This is a genomic window from Mesorhizobium sp. P2_D6 (genome assembly GCF_056404315.1).
The window spans coordinates 435,833-450,267 of the sequence record NZ_JBFUEG010000002.1 but is presented as its reverse complement, the minus strand read 5'-3'; the positions used below and the strand labels follow the sequence as shown (position 1 = coordinate 450,267).

12 protein-coding genes are annotated in these 14,435 nt (G+C 59.2%); 6 read left to right on the top strand and 6 right to left on the bottom strand.

Annotated features, from left to right (window positions below):
* Positions 1-71 precede the first annotated feature (71 nt).
* The 6 genes from AC1D1L_RS05300 (at position 72) to AC1D1L_RS05275 (ending at position 6,684) form a co-directional block, all read left to right on the top strand.
* On the top strand, positions 72-980 hold the full coding sequence (locus AC1D1L_RS05300; protein WP_477339400.1) for a LysR substrate-binding domain-containing protein: 909 nt from the start codon (positions 72-74) through the stop codon (positions 978-980).
* 258 nt (positions 981-1,238) lie between these two features.
* Positions 1,239-2,780 (top strand): trimethylamine methyltransferase family protein, encoded by a 1,542-nt coding sequence (locus tag AC1D1L_RS05295; protein WP_477339398.1) that lies wholly within the window; start codon positions 1,239-1,241, stop codon positions 2,778-2,780.
* 62 nt (positions 2,781-2,842) lie between these two features.
* Complete coding sequence (locus AC1D1L_RS05290; protein WP_477339396.1) at positions 2,843-4,492, top strand: ABC transporter substrate-binding protein; 1,650 nt, start codon at positions 2,843-2,845, stop codon at positions 4,490-4,492.
* 93 nt (positions 4,493-4,585) lie between these two features.
* Positions 4,586-5,278: a corrinoid protein gene (locus AC1D1L_RS05285; RefSeq protein ID WP_477339394.1), complete on the top strand. Its 693-nt coding sequence runs from the start codon at positions 4,586-4,588 to the stop codon at positions 5,276-5,278.
* 73 nt (positions 5,279-5,351) lie between these two features.
* Positions 5,352-5,843, top strand: coding sequence for a hypothetical protein (locus AC1D1L_RS05280; protein ID WP_477339392.1), 492 nt, complete (start codon positions 5,352-5,354; stop codon positions 5,841-5,843).
* The gene (locus AC1D1L_RS05275) at positions 5,812-6,684 is read left to right on the top strand and encodes a M24 family metallopeptidase (RefSeq protein WP_477339390.1); all 873 of its coding nucleotides are present in this window, start codon (positions 5,812-5,814) and stop codon (positions 6,682-6,684) included. The genes AC1D1L_RS05280 and AC1D1L_RS05275 overlap by 32 nt, the downstream gene beginning before the upstream one ends.
* A gap of 69 nt (positions 6,685-6,753) precedes the next feature.
* On the opposite strand, the gene AC1D1L_RS05270 is transcribed toward AC1D1L_RS05275, so the two are convergent.
* The 6 genes from AC1D1L_RS05270 to AC1D1L_RS05245 form a co-directional block, all read right to left on the bottom strand.
* The gene (locus AC1D1L_RS05270) at positions 6,754-8,100 is read right to left on the bottom strand and encodes an NAD(P)/FAD-dependent oxidoreductase (protein WP_477339388.1); all 1,347 of its coding nucleotides are present in this window, start codon (positions 8,098-8,100) and stop codon (positions 6,754-6,756) included.
* Positions 8,097-9,596, bottom strand: a complete 1,500-nt coding sequence (locus tag AC1D1L_RS05265) for an aldehyde dehydrogenase (protein ID WP_477339386.1) — start codon at positions 9,594-9,596, stop codon at positions 8,097-8,099. The genes AC1D1L_RS05270 and AC1D1L_RS05265 overlap by 4 nt, the downstream gene beginning before the upstream one ends.
* A gap of 2 nt (positions 9,597-9,598) precedes the next feature.
* Entirely contained in the window at positions 9,599-10,504 is a 906-nt protein-coding gene (locus tag AC1D1L_RS05260) for a dihydrodipicolinate synthase family protein (protein ID WP_477339384.1), read from the bottom strand.
* Positions 10,505-10,596: 92 nt separating this feature from the next.
* Positions 10,597-11,658 (bottom strand): GlxA family transcriptional regulator, encoded by a 1,062-nt coding sequence (locus AC1D1L_RS05255; protein WP_477339382.1) that lies wholly within the window; start codon positions 11,656-11,658, stop codon positions 10,597-10,599.
* Positions 11,658-12,779, bottom strand: a complete 1,122-nt coding sequence (locus AC1D1L_RS05250; RefSeq protein WP_477339380.1) for a mandelate racemase/muconate lactonizing enzyme family protein — start codon at positions 12,777-12,779, stop codon at positions 11,658-11,660. Before AC1D1L_RS05250 ends, AC1D1L_RS05255 begins: the two co-directional genes overlap by 1 nt.
* Positions 12,776-14,326 (bottom strand): trimethylamine methyltransferase family protein, encoded by a 1,551-nt coding sequence (locus AC1D1L_RS05245; protein ID WP_477339378.1) that lies wholly within the window; start codon positions 14,324-14,326, stop codon positions 12,776-12,778. The genes AC1D1L_RS05250 and AC1D1L_RS05245 overlap by 4 nt, the downstream gene beginning before the upstream one ends.
* Positions 14,327-14,435 lie beyond the last annotated feature (109 nt).

The window sequence follows — 14,435 nt, the reverse complement described above, 5'->3', positions numbered from 1 at the left end:
TCCTGTTCAAATAGACCAGTTGGCGGGCGTCTCGTAGACGGAAAAGATAGCATCTGATATAGACCAGCTTCATGTCAAAGCTTCGCAGCCTGGTGCCTTCGACGCATTCGCTTTTTGTCTTTGAAGCGGCTGCCCGCACCCTAAGTTTCAAAAGCGCAGCCAACGAGCTCAACGTGACGCAACCGAGCGTCTCGCACTCGATCAAGTCGTTCGAGAAGCATTGTGGGACCGCGCTCTTTGTCCGTGATAATCGAGGGGTAGAGCTGACGGAGGCCGGCAGGCAACTTTACGATGAGGTGCGCACGAGTTTCCGCCGTCTGGAACAGCGACTTGAGACCATCTCAGATCGCGGGACGAAGTACATCACTTTTGCTGCGTCGACTTCTCTGGCAGCACATTGGCTTGCGCCTCAGCTCTATCATTTCCAGGAAGAACATCCGGACGTTAAGATCAAGGTTGTCGGCACCGATCGGGACATCGAGCCCGATCATGAAGTAGACGTCACCGTATGGGTGCGGCCACGGGATTTTGATAGGGTCAACAGCTGGTTCGTATGCGACGAGATCATTTTCCCCGTCTGCTCCCCCGCATATCTTCTGGCGCACCCCGCTCCAAAGAGCGTCGATGAGCTGGTTCGACATCAGCTCATTCATTCGTCCGATGCCTTTCGCAAGCGAATGAGCTGGCCCGAATGGGTCGCGCTTGCAGGCGGAGATGCCAGCGAGACCAAACCGAACATTGTTTTCAACGACTATCAGCTGGCGCTCCAGGCAGCTCTTGCAGGCGAAGGAATCTCGCTGGGATGGTCCCTGACCGCCCAACACCTACTTAACAACCGCCTGCTGGTTCGGCCCATCGCGACTGAGATCAAAACCGACCGCGCCTTCTTCCTCTTGTCCAATGATGACGCAGGCAAAAACAAGAGGTGCAAGGTTCTGGTGGATTGGTTCCTCGCTCAGTCAAAGGAATTACGCCCTTAGGCTAGACGGCTACCGGTCAACGCTCCCTCGGTTCTCATACCCACCTCCGCGTCGCTTTTCGGGCTGTCCTTACCAGGTAGCGAGTGCCTGCGCTGTCGACCCAGGCATAAACTGAGTTTAACACCAGCGAAACCTTTTGCGAATTCTCAGGAAGGTTGTTGGCCCCTATCATCACGTCAACGAACAGGGCCGCGTTCCGTACGCGGACCGAAGAAAGTTCTGTTGGCGAGGACCTTTTGCCCCCTCTGGGAAAACGCGATGATGGACACTGATATTCCCGTAATCCGGCGTCGCGGAGGACGCGCGTCGGTCGTAGCTGCCCGGGAAGCCGAGAAGAGGCCTCGCGTCTCGACCATCAAGTACGGCATTCGGCCCGTGGAGGCTGTGACTGCTGAGCAGCTTGAGCGCATTCACCAGGCTTCGTTGGCGATCCTGCGCGAGATCGGAATCGAATTCCGGGATGAGACGGCGATCCGGCAATGGAAGGAGGCTGGCGCCGATGTCCAAGGCCAACGTGTGCGCCTCGACGGCGAGATGCTGATGCATCTCATCTCGAAGGCGCCATCCCGTTTTGAGATGACATCTCGCGATCCGTCACAGCGTTTCGAGATCGCGCCGGACACAATGACCTTCGGCGCCATGCAAGGTGCGCCAAACGTCCGCGACCTTGAGGGTGTGCGACGCGCATCCACGATCGAGGATCTGCGGAACATGAACCGGCTGACCCAGATGCTGCCGGGGTTCCATATCGCCGGCGGGTTCACCTGTGAGCCGACCGACATCGCTGTTCCATGGCGCCATCTGCACATCAACCATTCGAGCCTGGTGGAAACGAACATGCCCTTCTTCGGTCTGACGACCGGGAAGCAGCGAGCCGACGATTCGATCGCCATGGGGCAGATCGTTCACGGCAAGGCTTTTATGGACCAGAACGCGGTGATGATCGGTCACGTATCGGGAAACTCGCCGCTGGTTTGGGATTCGACCATGCTGGAAGGGCTCCGCGCTTTCGTCGAGGCGAACCAGGTCGTCCTACTGTCGCCTTTTGTGCTCGGTGCCGCAAACACGCCCGCCGACATCCCGGCCACAATCGCCCAGTTGAACGCCGAGGCGCTCGCAGCGCTCGCCTACACCCAGTTGGTCAGGCCCGGCGCCAAAATGATCTATGGGCAATATTCAGTCTCGGTGTCGATGCGCAGCGGGGCCCCGATGTCCGGCATGCCCGAAGTCACTCTGATCAACGCCGTCATCGGCCAGCTGGCAAGGCGGTATGGTCTGCCGTGGCGAACGACTGCATCCCAGTCGTCCGCCAAGACCTTTGATGCTCAGTCCGGATACGAGTCGGCGATCGCCTACATGTCTGGGGCGAGCGCATGCGCGAACCTGATGATGCATGCAGGCGGCTGGGATGAGGCCGGCCTCGTATGCTGCATGGCGAAGTTTGTCGCCGATGCCGAACAGAACCTGCTGATCGAAAAATATGCGCGGGGGATTTCGTTCGAGCATTTCGACGACGCTCTCGAGGCCGTGCGGCGCATCGGTCCCGGCGGCCACTATCTCGGAGATTCCTTCACGCTCAAGCGCTTCAAGGACGCATTCTTCGCGCCGGAGATCCTCGATTACCTCAGCTACGAGCAGTGGAAGGTCAAAGGCTCCAAGGACATGGCGCAGCGCTGCCGTGAGAAGGCGAAATCGATTATCGCGAGCTACGAGCAACCGCCGATGGACCCTGCCGTGCGCGAGGAGCTCGATGCTTTTGTGGCGAAACGCCAGGAGGAGATTTCGCCAAGCATTGCCTGACGCTCTGCCTCCGACTCGACCAACAAAGTCAATCAAACGGGAACACAACAAGGGAGAACAAAATGGGATTTTTCAAAAGCAATGGGGACCGCATACCCGCTGCGATCGAGGAAATGGCGGGTGAGGTCAAGGCTGGCAGGATGGATAGGCGCGAGTTTCTGGCGCTCGCAAGCACCTTCGGCGCCTCCGCAGCGATGGCTTATGGCCTGATTGGAGTGGCCCTGCCCCAAACCGCGCGTGCAGCCGAACCAAACAAGGGGGGCACCCTACGCGTCTCCATGCCTGTCAAGGCGCAGAAGGATCCCCGCACCTACGACTGGGTGGAAATGGCCAACATTACACGGAGCTGGCTCGAGCCCCTCGTGACCTACACGCATAAGTTCACGTTCGAACCCGTGCTGCTCGAAAGCTGGGAGGTCAACGACGACGCCACCGAGTATACGCTTCACGTCCGCAAGGGCGTCATTTGGAACAATGGCGACACATTCGACGCCGATGACGTGGTCTTCAACATCACTCGTTGGTGCGACAAGGGTGTCTCGGGCAATTCAATGGCATCCCGTGTCGGTGCCCTGATGGACGCCAAGTCCGGCAAGGCGCGCGACGGCGCGATCGTCAAAGTCGACGACCACACGGTCAAGCTGAAGCTCAGCCAACCCGATATCGCAATTATCGCGAATTTTACCGACTACCCTGGACTGATCGTGCATCGCGACTTCGACAAGGACGGCGCCGATCCGATCAAGAAGCCGATCGGCACCGGAGCGTTCGAGCTCGTCTCATACTCGGTCGGCAGCAAGGCTGAGGTGAGGCGCCGGACCAATGGCAAGTGGTGGGGCGGCGAGGCCCTGCTCGACGGCGTACAGTTCATCGACTACGGAACCGACTTCCAGGCGACGGTGTCGGCCTTCGACTCCGGCGAGGTCGACATGAACCTCGAAACGCCGGCGGACTTCATCGACATCCTGAATAAGATGGACGTGGTCAAGTCGGAGGTCGCCACCGCGACGACGCTGGTATGCCGCACCAACACGACGAACAAACCGTATGACGACAAGAAAGTCCGCAACGCTCTTCAAATGGCAGTCGACAACAATGCTGTTCTTCAACTCGGCTACAACGGCCGCGGCATCGTCGGTGAGAACCACCATGTCAGCCCGATCCACCCTGAATACTATGCGTTGCCAAAGAAGGCGCGCGATCTCGACGGCGCCAAGAAACTGATGGCAGACTCGGGACATGCCAACTTCGAGCACGAGCTGATATCCATCGACGAGGAGTGGCAGAAGAATACCGGCGACGCGATTGCGGCCCAGTTGCGCGAGGCTGGCTTCAAGGTGAAGCGCACGGTGCTTCCAGGCTCCACATTCTGGAACGACTGGGCGAAATACCCGTATTCCCTGACCGTCTGGTACATGCGGCCGTTGGGCGTCCAGGTGCTCGCTCTGGCTTATCGGACCGGTGAGGCATGGAATGAGACCGCCTACGCTAATCCTGATTTCGATGCCAAGCTCAAAACGGCGTTCTCGGTCAGCGATCCCGCCAAGCGGAAAGAACTTATGAAGGACCTCGAAACCATCTTGCAGGACTCCGGCGTGATCATCCAGCCGTTCTGGCAGAGCCTCTTTGGTCACATGAGCAAGAAGATCCAGAACTACGCGATCCATCAGACTTTCCAGATGGATCTGCAGAAGGTCTGGATGGCAGCCTGATCAACTCCCAGGGCTGAGCCGGAAGCCTGGTCGGTGCCCCTTCATCACGAAGGGGTACCGATCTTTTGAATTCGCAGATCGGACGATTACCAAATGGCTGACGAAGAGATCATCCTTTCCGAGCTTTCCGACGACGAGTTGGTGCAGCAGATGCACGACGATCTCTATGACGGGCTGAAGGAAGAGATCGAGGAAGGGACGCGGATCCTGCTCGAGCGCGGCTGGTTGCCCTACAAGGTGCTGACCGAAGCACTGGTCGAAGGCATGCGCATCGTCGGCGAGGATTTCCGCGACGGTATCCTGTTCGTTCCCGAAGTGCTTTTGTCGGCCAATGCCATGAAGGCCGGCATGTTCATCCTGCGCCCGCTGCTCGCCGCCACCGGCGCGCCCAAGCAGGGCAAGATGGTGATCGGCACCGTCAAGGGCGACATCCACGACATCGGCAAGAACCTGGTCGGCATGATGATGGAGGGTGCTGGCTTCGACGTCATCGATCTCGGCATCAACAATGCGGTCGAGAAATATATGGCAGCGATTGAGGAGCATAAGCCAGACATCGTCGGCATGTCGGCGCTGCTCACCACCACCATGCCCTACATGAAGGTGGTTATCGACACGATGAAGGAAAAAGGCATCCGCGACGACTATGTCGTGCTGGTCGGCGGTGCGCCTCTCAATGAGGAGTTCGGCAAGGCCGTCGGCGCCGACGCCTATTGCCGCGACGCCGCGGTGGCGGTCGAGACCGCCAAGGACTTCATGAAGCGCAAGCACAACGTCCGCAACTGAGTGCCCGTACTGCCGATACCCGCAGAACAGAGGCACAGGCATTTTTTGGCCGAACCCATGAGACTTCGCCAACATGTCCTCGTTTTCGATCATCAGTCACAAAATCCATCCTACCAGGGGCGAGATCGCGCAAAGGCCTGATGGGAGCATCGACGACAATGATCGTGTCGAAATAGGACCGACGGACATCGCGTTTGCCGAGTGGGCTGCATTGGGTCTCTCGGCTCCCACCCTCGATCGGATGAGAAGCACGCGCCTCCAACGGATCGTGAGCCAGCTACGCAAGCGGGACTACGCCGGACTGCTGTGCTTCGATCCACTGAACATCCGGTACGCAACTGACTCCTCGAACATGCATATTTGGATCACCCACAATCCATCACGTGCTGTTTTTGTTTCAGCCGATGGATACGTTGTTCTTTGGGACTTTCACCGCTGCGGGCACCTTTCGGAGCATCTGCCATTGGTGAAGGAGATTCGTACAGACGGTGCGGGCTTTGATTATTTCGTGGCTGGCGACCAGGAGGAAGCCGTTGCCGAGAGTTTTGCAGGGCAAATTGAATGAGTTGTTGCGAACGCATGGGGGCAAGAACCGCCGCCTTGCCGTCGATAAGATCGAGATCCCCGGCTTGCGCGCCCTGGACGCCGCCGGCATCGAGATCTGCAACGGTATGCAACTCATGGAGCATGCAAGGGCTGTAAAGGGTATCGACGAGATCAATGCCATGCGCTGCTCCCTGGCAACGTGCGAAATCGCGGTTGCGAAAATGCGCCAGCTTTTGCGACCAGGTATTGCAGAAACTGAATTGTGGTCAGTTCTCCATGCAGAAAACATCGCGCGCGGAGGCGAATGGATCGAGACACGCATACTCACTTCTGGCCCGAGGACAAATCCCTGGATGCAGGAAGCAGGACCCCGAAGGAGAGCGGCAGGAGATCTGGTTGCCTTCGATACCGATATGGTGGGACCATATGGTATGTGCGCAGACTTTTCGCGAACCTGGTTTTGCGGTGATGGGCGCCCCAGCGATGAACAACGCAGACTTCACGCCATAGCTCTTGAGCATATAACGACCAACATGGAACTTTTGCGGCCAGGCATCTCCTTCACCGAGATCACCCAGCGCGGCCACAAACTACCTGAAGAATTCGTAGCTCAACGATACGGGGTCATGATGCATGGTATCGGGCTGTGTGACGAATATCCTGCGATCTACTACCCTCAAGATTTCATTCCGGGGGCGTTCGATTACATCGTCGAGCCAGGCATGACATTCTGTATCGAAGCTTACATTGGCGCCGTCGGCGGTCGTGAAGGCGTGAAACTCGAAGAGCAGGTCGTGATAACAGAGGACGGCTATGAGAAGCTTACGAGTTGTCCTTTCGACGCTGCGTTAATGAGTTGAGCCGCTGCCCAAAGCGTGCGACCGTCGAGCTAGACGATCGGCCAAGCAAGGTTAGTGATTTCGATATTGTTATTCCGCACGCGCTCTCCACTCTTTCCAACGGAAATAGAGGTTCGCGCCAATCTCGGCGAACGGCGACGGTACGAGCTTCGGCGGCTCTGGTTCAGCCATGAAATGCGCGGAAATCTTCGAGGGGCGGTTTAGCAAGATATCCGCAGCGGCGATGCCGGTTAGCGTGCTGCGCACCGTTCCCAGACCGTTGCAGCAGCAGGCCGAGAAAAGACCCGGCTCAAGTTCGCGCATCACCGAGACGCCGTTCCAGGTCAGGCATAGGTGCCCGGCCCAACTGTATTCCATCGGAACATCGGCGATGGCAGGAAAGCGGTCGGCGAATTTTCGCCGATGGACTTTTGCCGCTCGGGCGACCGCTGACTCCGACGGCACCATCCCGGGCAGATAGCTGGCGCAGGTCCGGGTAATGATGCGGTTTCCGCCCTGTGCGGTGTCGATACGCCTCATCGTGGTACCCATCGGATCGGAAGGGGTAACGCCCCAACGAGGCTGCCCTCCCAACCTGGAAAGGACTTCAGCGTCGAGTTCCGCAGTCATCGAGGCGTAGAGGAAAACGTGCATGAGGCGCTTGCCCAAGAAGCCGAAGCTCTCAAGGTGCCCGTTGTTGGCAAGAATGACCTTCGCGGCGGTGACATGGCCATTGGGCGTTGTAAGTATCCAATCCTGGTTCGCCTTTGCGAACTTTAAGACAGGGGATCCCTCAAATACGAAGACGCTTTCGCGCCGAAGGCCTGTACCAAGCGACCGGATATAGCCCGCCGGCTGGATCATCACTGTCCCGGGCGTGAAAAGGCCAGACGTGTAGTGGCGACTTCCCGTTACCTCATGCATCGCCGTGGCGTCGAGCATCTCGCTGGCCTCGTCCAATTCAGTAAGGTGTCTGGCATAGCTTGCGTTGAGGTTGCGCGCGGTCTCGCTGGCTGCGCCATTGATCTTGCCCGCCCGATCGAAAAAGGCGGGATCGATCCCGTACTCTTCGACGCACTCCTTCGCGAAGCCAATGGCCGCGCGATTCAGCGCGATCATTTTCTTGTCCTCCTCCACACCTTTTCCGGCGTAATCATCGGACTGCAAATCGTGAGGCAGGTCGATCATGAAGCCGGAGTTGCGGCCGGAAGCGCCATCCGCGAGACCGCCGGCCTCAAGAACCGCTATACGAAGGCTCGCGTCTTGTTGGCGCAGGCGTTTGGCGGCTGAAAGACCGGCAAAGCCGCCGCCGATTATGGCGACATCGATACGGATGTTGCCTTCGAGGGGCGCGGAACAGGGCTGGGCCGGGAGGATGGCGTTCCAGGCTGCCGGCCCCCGTTGGACCGGCAGCCTTTCAGCCTTATGGACAGTCACGCGACCGCCTCGTCTGCGTCATCGGTGAGATCAAGCCAGATGGTCTTGATTCTGGTGTACTGGTCGTGGGCGTGGATGCCGTTGTCGCGGCCGCCGAAGCCGGAAGACTTGAAGCCTCCGAAGGGGGTCGTGATGTCTCCCTCGCCAAAGCTGTTGACGGTCACGGTACCCGCCCGGATCGCCCGGGCTCCCCTTATGGCTCGTTTCGCGTTCGATGTGTAGATCGACGCACACAGTCCGTATTCTGTGTCGTTCGCGAGCGTGATCGCTTCATCGAAGCTCTCGACAGTCAGCACCGTAAGGATCGGTCCGAAGATCTCTTCCCGCGCGACCTTCGCGCTGCGGTCGCTGACATCCAGGATCGTGAGTTCCACGAACGCCCCCTTGGCCTTTCCGCCGAGTAGCACCTTCTGGCCCTTTTCGAAATAGGAGCAGACTTTTTCGAAGTGCGCCTTGGAAACCAGCGCACCCACCCGGTTCTCGGGATTCAGCGGGTCGCCCATCGGCCACTCCCGGGCATGCGCGATAACCCGCTTGAGGAGTTCGTCCTTGATGCCGCGTTGAACGATGAGCCGCGACGAGGCAGAGCAGTTCTGCCCCATGTTCCAGAACGCGCCGTTCACGACGTGGGCGGCGACGCGATCGATATTCTCCGCGTCGTCCAGCACGATGGCCGGGTTCTTGCCGCCCATCTCCAATGTCACTTCCTTGAGGTTCGAGTCCGCCGAATAGCGCGGAAAGCGTCTGCCGGTCTCCGTCGAGCCCGTGAACGACACCATATCCACATCCATGTGCCGCCCAAGCGGCTCCCCGACTTCGGAGCCACCACCCGGCAGCACGTTGAAGACGCCGGAGGGGATGCCCGCTTCCATCGCAAGCTCGGCGACACGCAGCGCGGTCAAGGTCGTTTCCTTGGCCGGCTTGACGATGATCGAGTTGCCCGCGGCGAGTGCCGGTCCGATCTTCCAGGCCAGCATCAGCAGGGGGAAATTCCAGGGCAGGACCAAGCCGACCACGCCGACGGGTTCGCGGACGATCATCGCAATGTGGTTGTCTGAGGCCGGCGCCACCTGATCGTAGATCTTGTCGATCAGTTCCGCATGCCAGGCAAGGCAGTGGATGGTTTCAGGGACATCGACGTTCTCGCAATCGTAGATCGTCTTGCCGCTGTCGAGGCTTTCCAGAACGGCTAGTTCGTGGGCATTGCGCTTCATGAGCTTGGTGAGACGGATGAGGGCGTCCTTACGTGCCGACGGATGAAGGCGCGACCACCGACCGTCCTCGAACGCGTCTCGCGCCTTTTGTACGGCAAAGTCGACGTCCTCGGGACCGCAGAAGGCAACCTTTGCCAGCACCTTGCCCGTGGCCGGGTTGGTCGTTTCGAATGTTTTCCCCGAGATTGCCGGTCTGAAGCTGCCGTCGATGAAGGCCTGTGTCGGAAACTCCAACTTGGCGGCAATCGCCACATATTCGTCGTGTGTCAGAAGATTGCCCATGCTCATGCCTCCGCTTCAATGTCCGCAATCGTGCGCTTCAGAACCCGCACAACCTGTTCCAGTTGGCGCCTATCGTCCTTGTTCAATCCCTTAAGCGGTGGCCGTGGGGGGCCGGCATGGAACCCGCCCATTTCGCAGCCGTGCTTGATGCATTGAATGAATTTCCCCCCCTGCTCCAGCACGCGCATCAAAGGCATCAGGGCGGACATGATGCGACGCCCCTTGGTGAAATTGCCCTCGACCGCACATGCGCGGTAAAGCGCGAGATGTTCCTTCGGCAGGAAGTTCGAGCCCCCGCAGACCCAACTGCCCGCTCCCCAGGCAAAGAACTCCAAGGCCTGGTCGTCCATTCCGCAGGACATCTGGATGTGCGGGTAGTCGCGGGCGAGCAGATGTACCCGGTTGATATCGCCGGAGCTCTCCTTGATGGCGCAGAAATTGCGGCTGCGGGCGACGCGGTCGAGGAAATCCTCGCCCATGTTGATCCCCATGCGGCCCGGGTAGTTGTAGAGCATGATCGGGAGATCCGCTGCCCGGTCGATCGCCAAGGCATTCAGGGCGTTTTCGCGCTCTGTGGGTACAGAATAGGGCGGCGATCCGACGAGAATGGCCGAAGCGCCGATCTTGGCCGCCGTCTCGGCCATCAGGATCGAGTCCGGCAGACGGATAGCGACTGTGCCGATGGTAAGAGACACGCGATCGCCAATGATTTCCTTGGCGAACTTGGCCATTTCGACGCGCTCGTCCATTGACTGCGCATAGTATTCGCCCGTCGACCCGCCGATGATGATGCCGTGCACACCTGACGCTATCAGGTGCTCGACAATTTTGACGAACGCCTCGCGATCAATTGAACCGTCGTCACGATGTGGCGTGATGACGGGTGTATATATCCCTTCGAATTTCATCAAATTCTCCTCAACCTATTCTGTCAGGCACCCGTCCTAGTCGGACGAAAAAACTTGCCGGCGAGACGAAGCTTTCGCTGCAGCTGGGCTTTTCACCCTAGTCCCGGCCCGACCCAAACTGGCACCATTGCCCGGCACTCCTGCGGCGAAAGGCCATTGACGATGCGGAAGCATTTGGCAAAATGTGACGCCGACATAAACCCGCAGGCAACGGCTATGTCTATGATGGGCATTCGCGTGCCTTCGATCAGGCGCTTGGCTTGGTCGATCCTGATCCGGAGGTAGTGACGAGCAGGTGGCTGATTTATGTGAGTTGCGAACAGGCGTTCAAGCTGCCGGCGGGAAATTCCAACCCGATCCGCAATATCACCCATCAAAAGCGGAATTTCGACATTCTCTTCCATGATGCGCATTGCCATCGCCAGCTTGTCGCAGACGCCTGCAAACGCCAGACCTGAAGGACCCGTCTGGCGGTTCGAACCGGATCGCTGGCCCTCTACCGTGGCATGACGGCACACTTCCTGGGCGATGTAGGCGCCCGCGTGACTGGCGATGAGATCCACCGCGAGGTCGAAGGCCGCCAATTCACCGGCGCAGCTTGAATATTGGCCATCCCTGACGAACAGGGAATCACGGATGCGTGGCTTGTGAAAAATCTCGGAGAAAGCCGCGAGGCGTGACCAATGAATGGTACAACGGGTATCCGTGAGCAGGCCCGTCTGGGCGAGCAGCCACGTCGCCGTGCCCACCGCCGATATCGATACCCCGCGCCGCGCCAGAAGCCGGAGGAACGTGTTCAGCTGAGGCGTCATCTGATTGTCGACCGGTTCCCCCGCCACGATGGCGAACTGGTTCAGCCTGCAGCTGTTGGACCCGCCCGCTGTCAATTCCTTGACTGTCACGTCCACCGGTATCGAAAGCCCGTTGGCGCCCAAGACCGCTTGGCCGTCGATCCCAGCAATCCGCCAGCGGAAGAGAGGAAGTCGGGAAACCGTGTTGGCTATGCGGAAGGGCTCGATATAGGCGTGAAGCGCCAGATGGGAAAATCCCTGCAACACGAGCACGGCAATTTCATGCGGCTCCCCCGACTCCTGAAGCGCAGCGTCAAGGTGGACGGGGCTGCTGGTTTCGTGGATGCGGGCCGGAGCGTTCATCAGCAACCATAGCTCGCTACCGGGACGCCAAAGACGCCGGCTTCTGGCTTGACCCCGAGGCCCGATCGCTGCGGCACGGCGATATAACCGTTTTCTATGACTACAGGGTTCGTATTGTCGTAGTGCCCATCGATGTATTCTTGCGCGATCCACGCCCCTTCAAAGCGACGTGGCTCGACCGTGGAAGCAAGATGAACGCAGGCGGCTGCTATAATGTCGCCGCCCCAAGCGTCGTCGCAGCTGTGCGGCAGCGACCGGATCGCACACATGTCGCGAGCGGTCATCATTTTGGTCAGTCCGCCTAGGCGAGTGACTTTGAAGCCAAAACCATCGGCGATGCCGGATGAGATGGCCCGCAATACTGCATTCAGATCTTCGGTGTTCTCGTCCAGATAGATGGGATGGGTAAACCTTCCCCGCAGAGTCGCGACCTCTTCCATGCTGTTGCAGGGCTGCTCGAACACACATGGGATGTTTTGGCAAAGCCGATCCAATTGCAGCGCAGACGCAACGGACATGCCACGATTGCCGTCCACAACGATGCTTGCCTTGAGGCCCACAGCTTCCCAGACCTTATGCGCCGTTGCCGCGTCCTTCTCCAGGTTGCGACCTCCAATCTTGATCTGGATACGCGGGTAGCCCGCTCTGACCTTGTCTGCCGCGATACGCGCAGTTTCGTCTGGAGAGCCCACAATCAGGGAGTAGTAAGACGGCACGCGGTCTGTAAGTGCTCCGCCCAGCAGCGTCGACACCGGCACACCAAGACGCTGGCCAATGAGGTCGAGGAACGCTATGTCGAACGCGGCCTTGGCATAGTTGTGCCCATTCAGTCTCTCATCCATCCGCTTGGCAAGATGTCGCGGCGACTGGGTCGACTCTCCAATCAGGCCCGGCGCGATCTCCGCTATCGCCGCCCGAGCGCCCAGCGCGTGATGGGGTTGATAGACTGGTCCGACGGGGCAGGTTTCGCCCCATCCCGTGATGCCGTCATCCGTCACGACCTCGACAAGGGTGCTGTCCAATGAGTGGACTTCGGTGCTCGCCATCTTATAGGCGCCACCCTTGGTGGGAAGCTGGACCGTGTAGATATTGATTCTGTTGATGCGCATGGTGTCGCTCAATGATCTTCGTTGAGCGCATCGACAGCCGGGATCTCGCGCGAACGTCGATCGATGTAAGCGCGCAGTTCTTCAGCTTTGGCCTGGTCCAGCGTGGGCTCCTGGTACTCTCCCAGGAGGTGCTTCGCGTGGTCGAGCGCCCTTTGCTTGATGTCCTTTGAGCCGTCGACCTTCCATTGCTCGATCGAATTGTTGTCGAACAGTTTTGGTATGAAAAATGCGCGTTCGAAGTTGGCCTGGGTATGCGGATGGCCGAGATAGTGGCCACCGGGTCCAACGTCACGGATGGCGGCCAAGGCCTCGTCGAAATCATCCCAGTGGATACCTTGGGTCATGCGATAGCCCATGGCACAAACCTCGGCATCGACGACGAACTTCGCGATGGAACAATGCATCCCGGCTTCGTTCCAGCCCGCCGAGTGCCAGATGTAGTTGGCGCCGGACATCAGCACCGCCATCATTGTCATGGCGCTTTCGTAGCCGGCCTGCGCATCGAAAATCTTGGCGCCGCCGAGCAGGTTCGATGTGCGCCACGGGACGTTGTAACGTCGCGCCATCTGGCCGATCATGAAGTTCATCAGCGATATCTCGGGCGTTCCAGCCATCGGGGCGCCGGACTGCATGGAGACCGTCGACAGGTAATGCCCGTAGATGGCCGGGCAGCCCTTGCGGATCACTTGGGTGTAGGCGAGTGCCGACAGTGCCTCGGCATTGAGCTGCGCCACCGCAGCCGCCGTCGACGCGGGCGTGTTTGCGCCGCCCAGCACGAATGGCGAGCACAGCACTGGCTGGTTGCGCCGGCAGAACGCCCGCATGGCGCCGAGCATGACCTGGTCCCACACGAGCGGAGAATTGCCGTTGCAGTTTCCGGTCGTGACCGCATGCGTTTCCATGAAGCCTTTGCCAAAGAGAATCTCGCACATGTCGAGCACGTCCTCGGCGTTCTTGGGCGAGGTGGTCATGCCCATGAAAATCTTGTCGGAATGCTTCATCGACGAGTAGGTGATGTGCAGATGTCGGTGCGCTACGACGATATCCATCGGCTCGACGATGTGGTGCGCCGATGAGTGCAGCGCCGGCATCATGTGCGCCAGCTTGTGGAAGGTTCCCAGGTCCGCAATGGTCGGGCCGCGACGCACGTCGTCAAGATCGCGCATGTAAGGCGCGCCGGTCATCGGCACGAAGATCGAATTCGGACCTCCCAGCTGGACGTTTTTCGCCGGGTTGCGAGCGAAATACTCAATGTCGGGCGGGATTGTTTTGATCAGCTCCATCACCAACGCGCGATCCAGATAGACTCGCTCACCGCGAACGTCGGCGCCTGCTCTCTTCCAGTCCTCAAGAGCGATCGGGTCGCGGAACACCACCCCTACCTCTTCCAGGATCGCCAGCGACGCTTCGTGAATACGTTCTACCTGCTCTGCATCCATGGGCTCGACTACGGGTAGCCCGCGCTTGAGCGTCGGCAGCATCTCCACTTTGGGCGCGGTCCGAATAATCCGGCGCGCATCGCGCCCTCCCCTTCGAGAGAGTTGCGCGTCTACGGTCATGCGGGCCTCCAAAAAGATACAACAATGCGGGCCGCAGCCGGACCGCGCGCGACTATTGCTGCAACCCGCCGATTTGACCTACTGCAAAAGTCTCACGCGCGGGTTGACT